Origin of the sequence: Nonomuraea monospora (assembly GCF_039531895.1) — a bacterium.
GTDB classification, from domain to species: Bacteria; Actinomycetota; Actinomycetes; order Streptosporangiales; family Streptosporangiaceae; genus Nonomuraea; species Nonomuraea monospora.
Map to the genome: position 1 here is coordinate 62751 of NZ_BAAAQX010000054.1, position 16428 is coordinate 79178.

Consider the following 16428-nt stretch of genomic DNA (forward strand, 5'->3'; position numbering starts at 1 on the left):
GAGGCGATTTCCGTCGTACGACTCGGAGGTGGTTGAGATGAAATTTCGTCCTTTGGTGGTTGGTGCAGGTCTTGTCGCGCTCCTGGGTCTGGCGGCCTGTGGCGGCGGCGCCCAGCAGGCGACCAGCGGTGACAGCGCCCCCAGGGCGACCGCGCCCCAGCAACCGGCCATGCCGCAGGACGGATCAGGCGAGGCCGAGACCAAGGCGTCGGCCGAGGCTTCCGCGCCTGCCCGGGAGGACAGCGAGAAGGACACGACGACCGCGCAGATCTCCACGTTCGCCCTGGACGTGGACACCGCCTCGTACGGCTACGCCCGCCGTACCCTCCAGGAGGGCCGCTGGCCCGCGCCCGGGGAGATCAGGCCGGAGGAGTGGGTGAACGCCTTCCGCCAGGACTACGCGCAGCCGGCGGGCGACGGCTTCACCGTGCACGTGGACGGCGCGAGGCTGCCGCAGCGGGACGAGGCCGTCCTGCGGGTGGGCCTGCAGACGCGCGCCTCCGACTCGGCGGAGCGGCGGCCGGCGAACCTGACGTTCGTGGTGGACGTGTCCGGCTCGATGGCCGACGACGGCCGGCTGAACCTGGTCAAGTCCGCCCTGCTGAAGCTGCTCGACCAGCTCGCCCCCGGTGACCAGGTCTCGATCGTGGCCTTCAGCGACAGCGCCGAGGTGCTGGCCACCATGACCCCGCTGACCGCGAGGGAGGAGCTGCGCGCGGCGGTGGAGCGGCTGGCGGTCGAGGGCGGCACGAACCTCCAGGAGGGCGTGCTGACCGGCTACCGGGAGGCGGTCAAGGCGTTCCGTCCCGCCGCCACCAACCGCGTCATCCTGCTCTCCGACGGCCTGGCCAACCAGGGCGCCACGGAGTGGCAGACCATCTCGGACCAGGTCAAGGAGCAGGCCGCCAAGCAGCTCACCCTGCTCACGGTCGGCGTCGGCCGCGACTACGGCGACGAGCTGATGGAGCGCCTGGCCGACACCGGCGACGGCATGGCCGTGTACGTCAGCAGCGAGGAGGAGGCCACCAAGCTGTTCACCACGCAACTGGCAGGCACCCTCGACCTGCGCGCCCGTGACGCCAAGGCGCAGGTCGTCTTCAACCAGTCGGTGGTGGAGAGCTACCGGCTCGTCGGGTACGAGAACCGCGCCCTTTCCGCCGAGGAGTTCCGCGACGACAGCCGCGACGGCGGCGAGATCGGCCCCGGTCACTCCGTCACCGCCCTGTACGCGCTCAAGCTCAAGCCCGGGGCCGACGGCCAGCTCGCCCAGGCCACCGTGCGCTGGCAGGACCCCGACACCAGGGCCGCCTCCGAGGCCGGCGAGTCGCTGAGCTCCGGCGAGCTGTCCGCCTCGCTGTGGGACAAGGCGCCCGTCAGGCTCCAGGTGGACGTCGCGGTGGCGGCGTTCGCGCTGTACCTGAGGGACCGTGAGGCGTTCGGGCTCGACCTGTCGGCGCTCGGCGAGCACACCACCCGGCTGGCGGCCGCCTCGGAGGACCCGATGGTCTCCGAGCTGGTCACTCTCATCGACAAGGCCAGAGCGGTCGGCTGATCGTCGCAGGCCCCTCGGTTGACGCGTGCTCAGGTGGTCCCGAAGTCGGATACACTTTTACACGCAACGAGGGGCTATGGCGCAGTTGGTAGCGCGCCTCCATGGCATGGAGGAGGTCTGGGGTTCGAATCCCCATAGCTCCACAGGCAGCCCGCCCGATCGATCCGATCGGGCGGGCTTTTTGCGTGCTGATCGATAGCGGTATCGAACTGGAGTTCGTATCATGGAGTGATGAACCCTGTGGAACTGCCTGAGATCTGGCGCCCGCCCCTCGTGGCGGCGGTCCCCGACGGCGCGGCGCGTTACCTGCTGGCCTGGAGCGACGACGCCCAGGGCGCGCGATGGGGCTACCTGCTGTGGCCGCCGCGCACGCTGGAGGCGCACGAGGGGGTGCGGCACGAGGCGAGCGCCCGCTGGGTGCACTGGGAGGAGATCCGCCCGGTCGCCGGCGAGGACTACAGCACGGTCCCGATCGCCGATCCCCTGACGGCCGGCGGCTTCTCTGACTAAGGTCAGAGAATGGATGCCACGGCGATCGCGCGGGTGCGCCGCTTCCAGCGCACCGTGACACAGCGCATCGGAGCGCTCGACGACGGGTTCATGGGCCGCGACCGGCCCCTCGGGCAGGCCCGGCTGCTCTGGGAGATCGGCCACGGCGGCAGCGAGGTGCGCGCGCTGCGAGCCCGGCTGGAGCTCGACTCCGGATACCTGAGCAGGCTGCTGCGCGCCCTGGAGGCCGACGGCCTGATCGTGGTCGAGGCGGGCGGGCCCGACGGGCGGGTCCGCACCGCCAGGCTCACCCCGGCGGGCGCCGCCGAGTGGCGGGAGCTCGACCGCCGCTCCGACGAGTCGGCCGCCGCCATGCTCGCGCCGCTGTCCGCCGGGCAGCGCGAGCGGCTGGTGAGCGCGATGGCCGAGGTCGAGCGCCTGCTCGCCGCCTCCATGGTGGAGGTCGGCGTGCTCGACCCGCGCCACCCCGCCGCCCGCCACTGCCTGACGGCCTACGTGACCGAGCTGGGCGGACGCTTCGAGGGCGGGTTCGACCCGGCGCGCAGCCTCCCGGCCACCGACGCCGAGCTGTGCCCGCCCGCCGGGATGCTGCTCGTGGCCACGCTGCACGCCGAGCCGGTGGGCTGCGTGGCGCTCAAGCTGCACCCCGAGACGGCGACGGCCGAGCTCAAACGCATGTGGGTCGATCCGTCCAGCCGGGGTCTCGGCCTGGGGCGCCGGCTGCTCGCCGAGGCGGAGTCGCACGCCGCCGCGCGGGGCGTGCGCACGCTGCGCCTGGAGACCAACCGGGCGCTCACCGAGGCCATCGCCCTCTACCGGTCGTCAGGGTACGCCGAGGTGCCCGCGTTCAACGACGAGCGCTACGCGCACCACTGGTTCGAGAAGCACCTGCCTTCCTGAACGGCTCACTGCACGCGGGCCAGCCGGTAGCCGTCGTTCTCCTGCCACAACAGCCACGGGCCCGACGCCAGCACCAGGCCGGGCCGCTTCAGCGTGACGCCCGTCCGGGGATCGTGCACCAGCGAGAAGCTGCCCGTCGTGTAGACGACCAGCCGGTCCCCGGCCGTCATGCGCGGCCGGTCGCCCTTGAGCTGCTTCGGCACTGCGCCGAACGTCCTCGTCGACCGCCGCCAGTCGCCGGACGAGCCCGAGTGCAGCACGCCCCCGGCCACCCAGGCGAACGCCGTGCCGGTGGCGGCGGCGTACCACTTCTGCAGGGGCTTGCCCATCGTCTGCGGACGCACCCCCTCAGGCAGCGGCAGCTCGGCCGCGACCTTCAGCGTCCGCACGTCCACCATCCGCAGCTTCCTGGCGTTGGCCGGCTCGACGGTGAACAGGTAGGGGTAGGAGAACGCCACCGCCGTCCCGTCCTTGAGCGTCGTGCCGGGCTTCGCGCAGCCGGTGGCCACCCACGGCTGCCCCATGACGTCGCTGCCGACGATCACGCCGCCGTCCACCCAGACGGGGGCCTCCGGGTCGGCGCCCTGCGGGCTGATCGTGCGCGTGGCCCCGTCGGCCGTGCGGCAGTGCTGCTCGCCGCCCTGCGTCCAGGTGCGCAGCCCGTCCGCCGCGCCCAGGCCCGCCTGCGCGAGGAAGCCCGCGCCCTCGGGCGTGCCGCCGCTCGCGGGAGCCTGCGCCGCCTTCCCGCCGGGGGTGAGGCCGAGCACGGTGCCGTCGGAGCCGATCGCCGCGGGGGTGAACCGCTCGCCGGACGCCATGCGGGCCCCGATCGTGGCCAGGCTCGTCACGGCCACGACCGTCCGCAGCCGCTCCTCGAACGCCCGGGTGTCGGGCCGCCGCCCAGGGGGGACCGTGATGGTCCTCGTCGGCGTGGGCCGGCCCGAAGGCCGCGGCGAGCCGGTGATCGTCATGGTGACGGTGGGCCGCGGTTCCGGGACGACCGTGACGGTGGGCTCAGGGGCGACCGTCGCGGCCGTCTCGCCGTCCCCGCCGCGCAGCGTCAGCGGCGCCGCGACGAGCACCGCGGTCACGCCGGACACCCCGGCCAGCCAGGCCGCGCGGCGGTTCCTGCGCCGGACGGACACCGACCGGTGGATCCGGTCCGCCAGGCCGGGCGGCGGGTCGCCCGCGCCGGCCTCGCCGAGCAGCGTGGCCAGCCGGTTCTCCAGGTCATCCATGCCGGACCTCCGCCCCGGGCGACCGGTTCCCCAGGTCATCCATGATCCACCTCCGTACGGTCGACGGCCTCGCGGAGCCGGGCGAGCCCCCGCGACGCCTGGCTCTTGACGCTGCTCCGGCTGCAGCCCAGCAGCCGGGCGATCTCCTCGTCGCTGCGCTCCTCGACGTAACGCAGCACCAGGACGGCGCGCGTACGGGGTGGCAGCTCGGCGACCCGGGAGCGCACCCCCGCGTCGTCCAGCAGGCGGGCCAGGCCGAGGTCCTCGGCCACGGGCTCAGGCGGCGCCGCCACACTGACCTCGCGCCTGGGCCGCCGCCAGCGGTTGGCCATGATGCGGATCATGGCCGTGCGGACGTACCCCTCGGGGGAGTCCTTCCGCCGCACGGCGGACCAGCGCAGGCCGGTGCGGGTGAGCGCCTCCTGCACCAGGTCCTCGGCGTCGTGCCGGTTCTGGGTCAGGACCATGGCGTAGCGGTACAGCGCAGGCAGGCGCTGCGCCACGAAATTCTCGAACGTCGGATCGTCCACTCGCACCTCCGCCCCCTTAGGACACCTCAGGAAGCCGGGCGGTTGAGTCGTACGGAAAGTGGGTGATCAGTGCATGGGGGTCAGGGGCTAGAGGGTGCGGCGGAAGGTGTGGCGGTAGGCGAGCGGTGACACGCCGACGGCCGCGTGCAGGTGCTGCCGCAGCGAGACCGCCGTGCCGAACCCCGCCCGCCTGGCCACCTCCTCCACGCCCAGCTCCGTCGTCTCCAGCAGCCGCCTGGCGTGCTGCACGCGCTGCCCGTTCAGCCACTTGGCCGGGCTCTGCCCGGTCTCCTCGCGAAAGCGCCTGGTGAACGTGCGCACGCTCATCCTGGCGTGCCCGGCCAGCGCGTTCAGGTCGAGCGGGGCGTCGAGGTGGGCGAGCATCCAGTCGCGGGTGGCCGCCGTGCCGCCGCCGCTGCCGTACGGGAGGGGCCGTTCGATGTACTGGGCCTGGCCGCCGTCCCGCCACGGCGGCATGACGCAGCGCCTGGCCGCCCGGTTGGCCACCTCGCTGCCGTGGTCGCGCCTGACCACGTGCAGGCACAGGTCCAGGCCCGCGGCCACGCCCGCCGAGGTCAGCACGTCGCCGTCGTCCACGAACAGCACGTCGGGGTCCAGCTTGACCTGGGGGAAGAGCGCGGCGAAGCGGGCGGCCTCCCGCCAGTGCGTGGTGGCGGGGCGGCCGTCGAGCAGGCCGGCCGCCGCCAGCACGAACGAGCCCGTGCAGATCGACATCGTCCTCGGCCGTCCCTGCAGCGCCTCCCGCAGCGGGTCCTTGATCGTGCCGTCCTTCATCGCGCGGCCCGCGTGGATGCCGGGCACCACGACGGTGTCGGCGGTGTCGAGCACGGACAGGTCGTGGTCGGGCAGCACGCTGTAGCCCGCGCTGCACCGCACCGGCATGCGGTCCTGCGAGCAGGTGACCACCTCGTACAGTTTCTCGCCCGACGCCGTCTCCGCCGCCCAGAACACCTGGCCGGGCACGCCGAGGTCGAGCGGGGCGAAGTGGTCGAGCACCACGACGGCGACGCGATGACGTTCCATGGCCGGATTCTTGCACATATTGGCTTTCCGGCCACTCGTGACCATGTAAGGGGATAAATCACTATTGGCGGATGACAATGAGCACCACCCGCCGGGGGCTGCACCGGGCCTGGTACGTGGCGGCCGTCGCGTTCGTGGCGATCCTGGGATCGGCGGGCTTCCGCGCCACCCCAGGCGTGCTGATCACCCCGCTGCAGGAGGAGTTCGGCTGGTCGGCCGGCACCATCTCGCTGGCCGTCTCCGTGAACCTGGTGCTCTACGGGCTGACCGCCCCCTTCGCCGCCGCCCTCATGGACCGCTTCGGCATGCGCCGCGTGGTCGCCGTCGCGCTGCTGCTGATCGCGGCGGGCAGCGGCCTCACCGTGCTCATGACGGCGAGCTGGCAGCTCCTGCTCTGCTGGGGCGTGCTGGTCGGGCTGGGCACGGGGTCGATGGCGCTGGTGTTCGCGGCGACCGTGGTGGACCGCTGGTTCGTGCGCCACCGCGGGCTGGTGACCGGCGTGCTCACCGCCGCCGGCGCGACCGGGCAGCTCGTGTTCCTGCCGGTGCTCGCCCACCTCGCGCAGGGGCCAGGGTGGCGCTTCGCCTCCCTGACCGTGGCCGTGGCGGCGCTGGCCGTGGTGCCGTTCGTGTGGTGGCTGCTGCGCGACCGTCCAGAGGACGTGGGCACCACCGCGCTCGGCGCGGCTCCCGGCGCGGTCCGCACGGAGCCCGCCAGGACCAACGCGGCGCTCAGGGCCGTCACCGTGCTCGTCTCCGCCGCGCGGACCCGGCCGTTCTGGCTGCTCGCCGGCGGCTTCGCGATCTGCGGGGCCAGCACGAACGGCCTCGTCGGCACCCACTTCATCCCCGCCGCCCACGACCACGGCATGGCCGAGCCCGTCGCCGCGGGCCTGCTGGCGATCATCGGCATCTTCGACATCGCGGGCACGATCGCCTCGGGCTGGCTCAGCGACAAGATCGACCCCAAGGTGCTGCTCGGCGTCTACTACGCCCTGCGCGGGCTGTCGCTGATGGTGCTGCCCGGCCTGTTCGCGGCCACCACCGAGCCCAGCATGCTGATCTTCATCATCTTCTACGGGCTCGACTGGGTCGCCACCGTGCCGCCCACGGTCGCGCTGTGCCGGCGGATCTACGGGGCCGACGGGGCCGTGGTCTTCGGCTGGGTGTTCGGCTCCCACCAGGTCGGCGCCGCTATCGCGGCCGTCGGGGCCGGGCTCACCCGCGACCACCTGGGCGCCTACGACCTCGCCTGGTACGCCGCCGGCGCCCTGTGCCTCCTGGCCGCCGGCATGTCCCTGGCCATCGGGCATGCTAGAGGGCGATGAACGCCGAGCTTTATGTCCTGCCCCTGGTCGTGCGGATCGAGCGAGCCGCGCCGCCCGAGCGTACCGACGCCCTCGAAGCCGCCGCCATGGCCGTGCTGAGCCTGCTGGACGACCCTGGAGAGTTCGCCGAGGAACTGGCCGCCTGGCAGTCCACCGGGAAGATCCGCAAGGTCGTGCGGCGGGCGCGGGGCGCCGAGTGGCGCCGCGCCGTCGCGCTGCCCGGCCGCACGATCGAGCACCGCACCGCCGAGGTGCGCGTGCACCCGCCCGTGCCCCTCGACGACTGGCCGCGCGACCTGGCCCGGCTCCAGGTGTCGGGCACCGAGCTGACCGACACCGCCGCCCCCGGGCCCGCCGCGGCGCCGGTGCTGTGGGCCAACCCGGCGCTGGAGATGTCGGCGGGCAAGGCCATGGCGCAGGCCGGGCACGCCGCCCAGCTCGCCTGGTGGGCCAGCGACGCCCGGGAGCGGGCGGCCTGGCGGGAGCGCGGGCTGGCGGTGTCCGTGCGGACGGCGGCCGGGCAGGGGGAGTTCGACGCCATGGTGGCGGCCGGGCTGCCCGTGGTGCGTGACGCGGGGTTCACCGAGATCGAGCCGGGGTCGTGCACGTTCGTGGCCGACGCGCCCTGGCTGGCGGGCCGCGTCGCCAGGCCGTGAGCGCGGCATCGCGTCGGCCGCCCGCCGCCTCGTGAGTGCGCCATCAGACCTTGAAGACGTCCGCGATCACGCCGCCCGCCGGGGTGATCCTGGCGGGTGACGGGCTGTCGTAGACCACGATGAGCCTGCCGTCCGACAGCCGCGCCAGCCCTTCCGGATGGTCGCAGCCCACGCCGTACGGCAGCTCCAGCACGGTCTCCAGTTCGTCGGCGGGGACGATGCCCTGCCGCTTGTCGCCGGGCCGCCAGCGCACCACCCGCACCGGGCCGTCGAGGTCCATGGTCGGCCCCGCCAGGAGCAGCAGCGCGTTGCCGTCCGGGCACATGTCGCGCACGCCGAGCCCGCTCAGGTTCAGGAAGTGCTTGCGGTACGGCTCGCTCAGCCGCAGCCGCCCCTTGCCCGCGTCCTCGACCCGCAGCTCCAGCACCACCGCCCAGCCCCGCAGGACGGGCCCGCGCAGGCCGAGATAGACGCGGTCCGGCGTGACCACGATGCCCTCGACGTCGAGCCCGTTGTCCTTGCCCGGCAGGGCCAGGAACGGGGCGAGATGTGGATCGTTCCGCAGGTGCGAGGTGAGGCTCTGGCCGCCCGACAGCACCGAGCCCTTGCGCGGCTCCTCGGTGCGGGGGTCGAGGGGCAGGCGGGCCAGGATGAAGCGGTTCTCCTCCCTGACCACGGTGGCCAGCCGCTCGGGCCCTCGCTCGGGGTCCTTGGGCTTGACCTTCTTGCGTTTCAGGCTGTGCGAGCCGACCAGCCAGAGGTAGCCGTTCGCCCGGGCCAGGCCCTCGATGTCGGCCTCGTCCTCGGGGCCCGCGGGCAGGGCAATGTAGTCGGCCAGCATGAAGGTGCGCTGGTCGCCGTAGTGGTCGCCGGTCCAGGTCAGATGTTCGAAGGAGGCGGTCTCGTCGCCGGCCACCCAGAGGCCGGTGGAGCTCTGCCGGATCGCCGAGAGGTTCGTGTGCGTCTGGGCCGCTCGCGAGGCGTGGTCGAATCGCAGCTCAACCTGTTCCACCCCGCCATGATTGCACTTCGGTAGCTTCCGGGGCGCAATGGCGGGATATGTCGTACGCTCCCGTCGTGCTCCATGGGGAAGATGAGATCAAGGATTCCCGAGTGAGAACGGCCGAAAGGCGCGTGATCCCGGCTTCTCCGCCCAAACGCTCCCGCATAGGCGATCTGCGTATGCGGGTGGTGTACCGGGGGCTGGCCTTGGCCGCCGCCGTCGCCGCGGTCGTCGCCGCGGCGGTGGTCGTGGTGCTCCCGTCCGAGCCGGACGAGGTCGTGGCGGGGCCGGCAACCGCGCCGCCGACCGCGCCGCCCTCGTCCGGCTCCGCCCCATCCGCGGACGGCGCCGCCGCCGGCCCGTCCGCCAGTGCGCCCTCAGCGAACGTGCCCACCATGGATGCGGCTGCTACGGGTGCGCCCTCAGCGAACGCGCCCGCCAGTGGAGCGCCCGCCACCCCGGCCGCGGCGTCGTCCTCGGCTCCCCGGGACACGCCGACCCCAGGCTCCTCGCTGGCGCCCGGTTACACGGCCATGGAGGCCCTGTACGCCGACCCGCGGGTCCCCCGGCTGACCCGCGCGGTCAAGCGCATGCGCCTGCCCTCCCCAGGCAAGCGCTTCGTCAAGGACACGCGTTCCGGCCTGGCGGTGCCGAGGTTGGCGGGGCCGTGGAAGTCGTACGGGGCGGCGCCGTTCACCACCAAGCAGGTGCTGCCCAAGCAGCGCGGCACCAGCCTGCGCGGGATGTTCGTGACCTGCCCGCTGCCGATCATGGAGCAGAAGTCGCCCCGCGACACGGCCCTGCTGGCCGCCCGCTGGACGCTCAACCACCACCCCAAGGGCTCCCGGATCACCTGGCTGGCCTCGCAGCCTGCCAAGGGCGGCTGGCTGCTCGTCTACCGGGTCAACTACGGCAAACGCACGTCGCGGGCCGCCGTCGTGGTCATGGACGGGGGAACAAGCAAACCGGGTCTTGCGTTCGTAACAGTGCCTGACTCGCAGCGCAAGCAGTGGCGTGACATCGGCCGCGTGGCCTCAGGGGTGCGTGTTCTAGGCTAGAAAGATCATGAATGCGGCGATAATGGGGAGTGACGCCGTGGAACGCTCTGGACCGCCGCAGGCCCCGAACAAGGGCAAGGGCAAGCCGCCCTGGCGCTCGGAAGGCCTGCCGGGCACGCCCGGAGGCAAGCCCAAGATCAACTGGTGGCGTTTCGTCGTCACCCTGCTCGTCGTCTACGCCGGCTTCTTCGTCGTCTCGTCGTTCGTCGACAGCGGCTCCGTCGAGACGATTTCCTACACCGAGTTCACCAAGCAGGTGAACGCCAAGAACGTCAAGGACATCTACGCCCAGGGCCTGTCGGTCGAAGGCGACCTGCGGACGGCGGCGAAGAACCCGGAGGGCGGCGAGCAGTACACCAAGTTCGCCACCGAGATCCCGGCCTTCGCCAACACCGACCAGCTCGACCAGCAGCTCGCCACGGGGCAGGTCGAGATCACCTCGCAGCCCATCACCCGGGGCTTCTTCTCCAACCTTCTGCTGTCGCTGCTCCCCGTGCTGCTGCTGGCCGGCCTGTGGATCTGGATCATGCGGCGCGGGGCCAGCATGATGGGCGGCGGCCTGGGCGGGCTCGGCAAGTCGAAGGCGGCCAAGCCGGTCGAGGCCGGCAAGGTGCGCGTCACGTTCGAGGACGTCGCGGGCATCGACGAGGTCGAGAACGAGCTCGTCGAGATCGTCGACTACCTCAAGGACCCCGGCAAGTACCGCAAGCTGGGCGCCAAGCTGCCCAAGGGCGTGCTGCTGGCCGGCCCTCCCGGCACCGGCAAGACGCTGCTCGCCAGGGCGGTCGCCGGTGAGGCGAAGGTGCCGTACTTCTCGGCCAGCGCCTCCGAGTTCATCGAGATGATCGTCGGCGTGGGCGCCTCGCGCGTTCGCGACCTGTTCGAGGAGGCGCGCAAGGTGGCGCCGTCGATCGTGTTCATCGACGAGATCGACGCCATCGGGCGGGCCAGGGGCGGCGCGGGCGGCATCGGCGGCCACGACGAGCGCGAGCAGACGCTGAACCAGATCCTCACCGAGATGGACGGCTTCTCCGGGGCCGAGGGCGTGATCGTCATCGGCGCCACGAACCGGCCCGAGATCCTCGACCCGGCGCTGCTGCGTCCCGGGCGCTTCGACCGTACGGTGCAGGTGGGCCTGCCCGACGCGGCCGGGCGCGCGGCGATCCTGTCCGTGCACACGCGCGGCGTGCCGCTCGACGGCCAGGTCGACGTGCAGCAGCTCGCCAAGACCACGCCCGGCATGACCGGCGCCGACCTGGCGAACCTGGTCAACGAGGCCGCTCTGCTCGCCGCCAAGCGCGGCAAGGAGAAGGTCACGATGTCCGACTTCGCGGACGCGCTGGAGAAGCTGCAGCTCGGCGCGGCGCGCAGCATCGTCATGCCGGAGGAGGAGCGCACCAGGACGGCCTTCCACGAGGCCGGTCACGCGCTGCTGGGCATGCTGCAGCCGGGCGCCGACCCCGTACGGAAGATCTCGATCATCCCGCGCGGCCGGGCGCTGGGCGTCACGCTCTCCACGCCCGACACCGACCGGTACGCCTACGACGAGCAGTACCTGCGCGGGCGGATCACCGGCGCGCTCGGCGGCATGGCGGCCGAGCAGGTCGTGTACGGCGTCATCACCACCGGCGCGGAGAACGACCTGGAGCAGGTCACCATGATCGCGCGCGGCATGGTGGGCCGGTGGGGCATGTCGGAGAAGGTCGGCCCACTGACCATCCTGCCGAACGACGGCCAGCCGCCGCAGGCCTCGCCCGTCACGCTCGCCATGGTGGACGAGGAGGCGCGGCGGATCGTGGACGAGTGCTACGAGCGCGCCGTCCGCATCCTCACCGAGAACCGCGACAAGCTGGACGCGATCGTGGAGGCCCTGCTGGAGCACGAGACGCTGGACGAGATCGGCGCGTACACCGCCGCCGGGCTCCCCAGGCAGGCCGAGGACCGTCCGTCCGGCGCTCCGGTCCCGGCGCACTTTTCCGAGAATTAGGACAAATCGGACGTTGGTCCGAGCCCGGCGAGGGCAGCTTTCCCGAGACAGACTGATCGGGGGACCGTCGTGACATTGAATGACGAGCTTCTCGCCGGACTCGGAGACCAAGGAGTGGAGCAGATCGCCGGCATGCTCGGCACGGACGCGCTGACCGCCCGCAAGGTCATCGAGGCCGTGTCCGGAACCATCGTCGGCGGCATGGCCCGCAACGCCGCCCACCCCGACGGCGCCGACGCCCTGCGCGGAGCGCTGGACGACCACATGGACGCCGACCCGTTCAACGGTGACGTGGCCTCGCTGACCCGCGACGGGCACAGCATCCTCGGCCATGTGCTGGGCGGGCAGGGCACGGAGCAGGCGGCGGTGCGGCTCTCGCAGCTCGCCGGGGTGAACTCCGCGACCCTCATGAAGCTGCTGCCGCTGATCGCACCCATGATCATGTCGCTGCTGGCCGGCCGGGCCGCCAGCCGCGACATGGACGCCGACGCCGTGGCCGACGATCTGAACCGCGAGGAGTCCGCCATCCCCGGCGGGCTCGGCGAACTGCTCGGCAGCCTGCTGGGCAGCATCTTCGGCGGCGCGGCGGTGCCACGGCAGGCCGGCCCCTACGACCAGTACCACGATCCGCTCCGCAGCGAGCGGGAGGTGGCCCCGGGCAGGGCGAACCCCGACTGGTGACCGGTAGGCTAGGCCAGTGATCGTCTTGGCCTCTGCTTCCCCCGCCCGCCTCGCCCTGCTGCGCAACGCGGGTCTCGACCCGAAGGTGATCGTCAGCGGGGTCGACGAGGACGCCTACTCCGCCCACTCGCCGGCAGCGCTCAGCAAGGCGCTGGCCACGGCCAAGGCGGAGAAGGTCGCGGGCGGGCTCGAAGAGGGGCTGGTCATCGGCTGCGACTCGATCCTCGAGCTCGACGGGCGCCCGTACGGCAAGCCCGCCACCCGCGAGGAGGTGATCGAGCGCTGGCGCCTCATGCGGGGCCGCACGGGCCGCCTCGTCACCGGCCACTGCCTCGTCGACGTGGCGGCCGGCCGCCAGGTGGCCGAGGTCGCCACCACCGTCGTGCGCTTCGGCCAGCCCTCCGAGGAGGAGATCGCCGCCTACGCCGCCACCGACGAGCCGCTCGGCCTGGCCGGGGCGTTCAGCATCGAGGGGCGCGGCGGCTGGTTCGTCGAGGGCATCGAGGGCGACCACGGCAACGTGCTCGGCATCTCCCTGCCGCTCGTCCGCGACCTGCTCGCCGACCTGGGCTACGCGGTCACGTCGTTCTGGCGCTAGCCTGCCGGGCATGCGATCAGTGCGCGACTTCACGGCCGGCGTCGGCTTCTTCCTGCAAGGCTTCGGCTGGGTCGCCAGGAACGGCCGGTGGTGGCTGTTCGGGCTGATCCCGGCGCTGATCGCGTTCGCGCTCTACGCCGGGGTGCTCATCTACCTCGGGACGAACGCGATGAGCGTGGCCGAGTTCCTCACGCCGTTCGCCGACTCGTGGAGCTGGCGCGAGCTGTTCAGGACCCTCGTCGGCATCGCCCTGTTCGGCGGGGGCGTGGTGCTGGCCGTGCTGACGTTCGCGGCGCTCACGCTGGCCATCGGGGAGCCGTTCTACGAGAAGCTGTCGGCGGCGGTGGACGTGCTGGAGACGGAGCACGAGCAGCCGTGGTGGCGGACGTTGCCGCGCTCCATCCGCGACAGCCTGGTGACGCTCTTCTACGTGCTGCTGTTCACCATTCCGCTGTTCTTCCTGGGGTTCGTGCCGGTGGTGGGGCAGACGGTGGTGCCGGTCCTGGGCGCACTCGTTTCCGGATTTTTCCTGACAGTCGAGCTCACCACGCTCGCCCTCGAACGGCGCGGCCTGGCCCGCAAGCAACGCTTCGCCGTCCTGCGCGCCAACAAGGCCAGCGCTCTGGGGTTCGGGGTGGCCGTCTTCCTGCTCTTCCTGGTGCCCTTCATCGCCGTCATCGCCATGCCGGCGGCGGTGGCGGGGGCGGCGATGCTCGTACGTGAGCGGGTGGCTCCCGGTGGCGGGACTGGCGCGGACGGTCGGCCTGCCCAATTGCGGTGAGGCCGCCCTATCGGCCCTACCGTCCACCGTCCTGCCCAGTTGCGGTGAGGCCACCCACCGGCCCCGCCACTCACCGGCCCGCCACTCACCGGCCCGCCATCCGCCGGCCTGCCGTCCACCGCCCCGCCACCCTCCGCCGCGTCTCTCTCCGCCGCCTTTGCGCCCCCCTCTACGGCCCCCTCTGCGGCGCTTCCCTCCTCTGCGGTGCCGCCCTTGGCGCCTCCCTCTGCGGCGGCTGTTCGTCCCGGTTGAGCGGTCAGCCCTCGCCACGCCGCAGTTCGCCGGCCGCCGCCCCACCCCCATCGCGGCGGCGAGCCCGATTCGCCTCCCGAACCACCCCCCACGCATCCGCAACCGGCCCCAGATGCCCAAGCTTGTCGGGATTGATCACCGCCCGGATCGCCTGAACCTGCCCACCCAGGATGTCGAGCGCCAAAATATTGACCACCCTCCCATCCCGATCACGGAAGATCGCCCCGGGCTGACCGTTCATCTCACGTGGCTCCACCACACCACCGATCCGCACGAACGGCGTCACGAGCGCGGCCAGCGTCCGAGCCACACTCTCAGCCCCGAAGACCCCCTTGCCCCACAACGGCGCCTTACCCCCACTGTCACCGATCATCTGCACGTCAGCGGCCAGCAGCTTCCTCAATCCCTCCACGTCCCCCTCCCGGAAGGCGTCGAAGAACCGTTCGGCGAGCTCCGCACGTTCCCGCCGATCCGCCTCGAACCGGGCACGTCCCGCGTCCATGTGCCTGCGCGCCCGCACGGCGAGCTGCCGGCAAGCAGCCTCCGAACGTCCCACCGCCGACGCCACCTCGCCGAACCCGAACCCGAACACCTCCCGCAGCACGAAGACCGCCCGTTCGAGCGGGCTGAGCCGCTCCAGCAGCAACAGGGCCGCCATCGACACCGAGTCGGCCAGCTCCGCCGAGCGCTCCGGATCCTCGTACGGGTCGGACAGCAGCGGCTCGGGAAACCACTCCCCGGCATACTCCTCCCGCCGCACCCGGGCAGAACGCAGCACGTCGATCGCGATCCGGGACACCGTGGCCGCCAGGAACGCCTTGGCCGACTCCGGCTCCGTGGCTGAGGCCGCGTACCGCAGCCAGGTCTCCTGCACCGCGTCCTCGGCCTCACTCACGCTGCCCAAGATCCGGTAGGCGATCGAGAACAACAGCGGCCGCAACTCCTCGAACTCCTCAGCCCGCGTCACCCCGCCACCCCTCCACTCCCCGCACACACCCTCACGCCCATCCCCCTCCCGACCCGCATCTCTGTCTCCACCACCAAGACGAGACAGCCGGGACCTTCTGTGACATGGAACGCCCCACCGCCCCGCCGCCCGCCGCCCCACCGCCTACCGCCACCTCGCCGCTCGCCGCTCGCCGCTCGCCGCTCGCCGCTCGCCGCTCGCCGCTCGCGGTCCGCGGTCCGCCGCCATGTCACCGCGCGCCCCGCCGCCCCGCCGCCCCGCCGCGATGTCACAAAACGGAGGGGCTGTCTCGTCCCGGGAAAGACGGACCATCCCCCTAACAGGAGCTTGACCATGAACGAGCACAGCACATCCCACAAAGTGGCTTTGATCACCGGCGCGAACAAGGGAATCGGCCGCGCCGCCGCCGACCAACTCGCAGCACTTGGCATGACAATCCTGATCGGCGCCAGGGACCCACAGCGCGGCGCGGAAGCAGCAACGTCCGTACGCGCGGCAGGCGGCGACGCCCACGCACTCACCCTGGACGTAACCGACCAGTCCACCATCGACCAGACCGCCACCTGGATCGACCAGCGCTTCGGCCACCTCGACGTGCTGATCAACAACGCCGGCATCACCGGCTCAGGCCAGGTCTCCCCTCGGGACGCCGTCGACCAGATCCCCAGCACCGTGAACCTCGACATGGTCCGCACGGTGTTCGAAACGAACGTCTTCGGCGTGATCGCCCTGACCAACGCCCTGCTCCCGCTACTGAGGCGCTCTCCGTCGCCCCGCATCGTCAACGTCAGCAGCGGCGGCGGCTCCCTCACCATCGCCGCCAACCCGGACGGCCCGCTGACGGACCTGCCGGCGTCGGCGGCGTACTCGCCCTCCAAAACCGCGCTGAACGCCCTGACGGTGCAGTACGCCAACGAACTACGCAAGGACGGCATTCTGGTCAACGCAGCCGCTCCTGGCTACGTCGCGACGGACATCAACAACCACAGCGGCTTCCTCACCCCCACCCAGGGCGCCACGGTGCTGGTGCATCTGGCCACGCTCGACGGGAACGGACCTACCGGAGGGTTCTTCAGCGCTGAGGGACCGGTCCCGTGGTAACGAGACAGACAAGCCACCCGATCACCTGACCACACGGGCGCCGGCGCTGTCATCACCGGCGCCCACATGCTCCCCGCCCCCGTCCAGTCCCGCCCCCGTCCAGTCCCGCCCCCGTCCAGTCCCGCCCCCGTCCGGTCTGTCCAGCGCCCGGTCTGTCCAGCGCCCGGTCTGCCCCCCGCTCGGTCTGCCCCCCGCTCGGTCTGCCCCCCGCTCGGTCTGCCCCCCGCTCGGTCTGCCCCTCC

At 72.2% G+C, this 16428-nt stretch carries 16 protein-coding genes and 1 tRNA gene; 12 read left to right on the top strand and 5 right to left on the bottom strand.

Annotation, left to right across the window (positions count from 1 at the left end):
• The first annotated feature begins 37 nt into the window (after positions 1-37).
• The 4 genes from ABD331_RS55590 (at position 38) to ABD331_RS55605 (ending at position 2962) form a co-directional block, all read left to right on the top strand.
• Positions 38-1552, top strand: coding sequence for a vWA domain-containing protein (locus tag ABD331_RS55590; protein ID WP_344494767.1), 1515 nt, complete (start codon positions 38-40; stop codon positions 1550-1552).
• A gap of 70 nt (positions 1553-1622) precedes the next feature.
• Positions 1623-1695 (top strand) — tRNA-Ala (locus tag ABD331_RS55595).
• An 88-nt stretch (positions 1696-1783) separates the two neighbouring features.
• Positions 1784-2062 carry a hypothetical protein gene (locus ABD331_RS55600; protein ID WP_344494768.1) on the top strand — a complete coding sequence of 93 codons (279 nt, stop codon included), beginning with the start codon at positions 1784-1786 and terminating at the stop codon, positions 2060-2062.
• 9 nt (positions 2063-2071) lie between these two features.
• Positions 2072-2962, top strand: coding sequence for a GNAT family N-acetyltransferase (locus ABD331_RS55605; RefSeq protein ID WP_344494769.1), 891 nt, complete (start codon positions 2072-2074; stop codon positions 2960-2962).
• Between the two features lie 5 nt (positions 2963-2967).
• Here ABD331_RS55605 and ABD331_RS55610 read toward each other — a convergent pair whose 3' ends face one another.
• The 3 genes from ABD331_RS55610 to ABD331_RS55620 form a co-directional block, all read right to left on the bottom strand.
• On the bottom strand, positions 2968-4200 hold the full coding sequence (locus ABD331_RS55610) for a hypothetical protein (RefSeq protein ID WP_344494771.1): 1233 nt from the start codon (positions 4198-4200) through the stop codon (positions 2968-2970).
• Between the two features lie 35 nt (positions 4201-4235).
• Positions 4236-4736: a SigE family RNA polymerase sigma factor gene (locus ABD331_RS55615; protein ID WP_344494773.1), complete on the bottom strand. Its 501-nt coding sequence runs from the start codon at positions 4734-4736 to the stop codon at positions 4236-4238.
• Positions 4737-4817: 81 nt separating this feature from the next.
• On the bottom strand, positions 4818-5774 hold the full coding sequence (locus ABD331_RS55620; RefSeq protein WP_344494775.1) for a GlxA family transcriptional regulator: 957 nt from the start codon (positions 5772-5774) through the stop codon (positions 4818-4820).
• A gap of 71 nt (positions 5775-5845) precedes the next feature.
• On the opposite strand from ABD331_RS55620, the gene ABD331_RS55625 reads away from it, so the two are divergent.
• The gene (locus tag ABD331_RS55625; RefSeq protein ID WP_344494777.1) at positions 5846-7102 is read left to right on the top strand and encodes an MFS transporter; all 1257 of its coding nucleotides are present in this window, start codon (positions 5846-5848) and stop codon (positions 7100-7102) included.
• Positions 7099-7758, top strand: a complete 660-nt coding sequence (locus ABD331_RS55630; RefSeq protein ID WP_344494779.1) for a peptidyl-tRNA hydrolase — start codon at positions 7099-7101, stop codon at positions 7756-7758. Before ABD331_RS55625 ends, ABD331_RS55630 begins: the two co-directional genes overlap by 4 nt.
• 43 nt (positions 7759-7801) lie before the next feature.
• Here the strand turns inward: ABD331_RS55630 and ABD331_RS55635 are convergent, their stop codons facing one another.
• Positions 7802-8770, bottom strand: coding sequence for a DUF3616 domain-containing protein (locus ABD331_RS55635; protein WP_344494781.1), 969 nt, complete (start codon positions 8768-8770; stop codon positions 7802-7804).
• 170 nt (positions 8771-8940) lie between these two features.
• Between ABD331_RS55635 and ABD331_RS55640 the strand changes: the two genes are divergently transcribed.
• The 5 genes from ABD331_RS55640 to ABD331_RS55660 all read left to right on the top strand — a co-directional run bounded on the left by ABD331_RS55640 (position 8941) and on the right by ABD331_RS55660 (position 13866).
• Entirely contained in the window at positions 8941-9819 is an 879-nt protein-coding gene (locus ABD331_RS55640) for a hypothetical protein (protein WP_344494783.1), read from the top strand.
• A gap of 37 nt (positions 9820-9856) precedes the next feature.
• The gene (gene ftsH, locus ABD331_RS55645) at positions 9857-11806 is read left to right on the top strand and encodes an ATP-dependent zinc metalloprotease FtsH (protein WP_344494785.1); all 1950 of its coding nucleotides are present in this window, start codon (positions 9857-9859) and stop codon (positions 11804-11806) included.
• Between the two features lie 69 nt (positions 11807-11875).
• On the top strand, positions 11876-12487 hold the full coding sequence (locus tag ABD331_RS55650) for a DUF937 domain-containing protein (RefSeq protein WP_344494787.1): 612 nt from the start codon (positions 11876-11878) through the stop codon (positions 12485-12487).
• A gap of 16 nt (positions 12488-12503) precedes the next feature.
• Complete coding sequence (locus ABD331_RS55655; protein ID WP_344494789.1) at positions 12504-13085, top strand: Maf family protein; 582 nt, start codon at positions 12504-12506, stop codon at positions 13083-13085.
• Between the two features lie 10 nt (positions 13086-13095).
• Complete coding sequence (locus tag ABD331_RS55660) at positions 13096-13866, top strand: EI24 domain-containing protein (protein ID WP_344494791.1); 771 nt, start codon at positions 13096-13098, stop codon at positions 13864-13866.
• A gap of 256 nt (positions 13867-14122) precedes the next feature.
• Here ABD331_RS55660 and ABD331_RS55665 read toward each other — a convergent pair whose 3' ends face one another.
• The gene (locus ABD331_RS55665; RefSeq protein ID WP_344494793.1) at positions 14123-15085 is read right to left on the bottom strand and encodes an RNA polymerase sigma-70 factor; all 963 of its coding nucleotides are present in this window, start codon (positions 15083-15085) and stop codon (positions 14123-14125) included.
• A 333-nt stretch (positions 15086-15418) separates the two neighbouring features.
• Between ABD331_RS55665 and ABD331_RS55670 the strand changes: the two genes are divergently transcribed.
• On the top strand, positions 15419-16186 hold the full coding sequence (locus ABD331_RS55670; protein ID WP_344494795.1) for an SDR family oxidoreductase: 768 nt from the start codon (positions 15419-15421) through the stop codon (positions 16184-16186).
• Positions 16187-16428 lie beyond the last annotated feature (242 nt).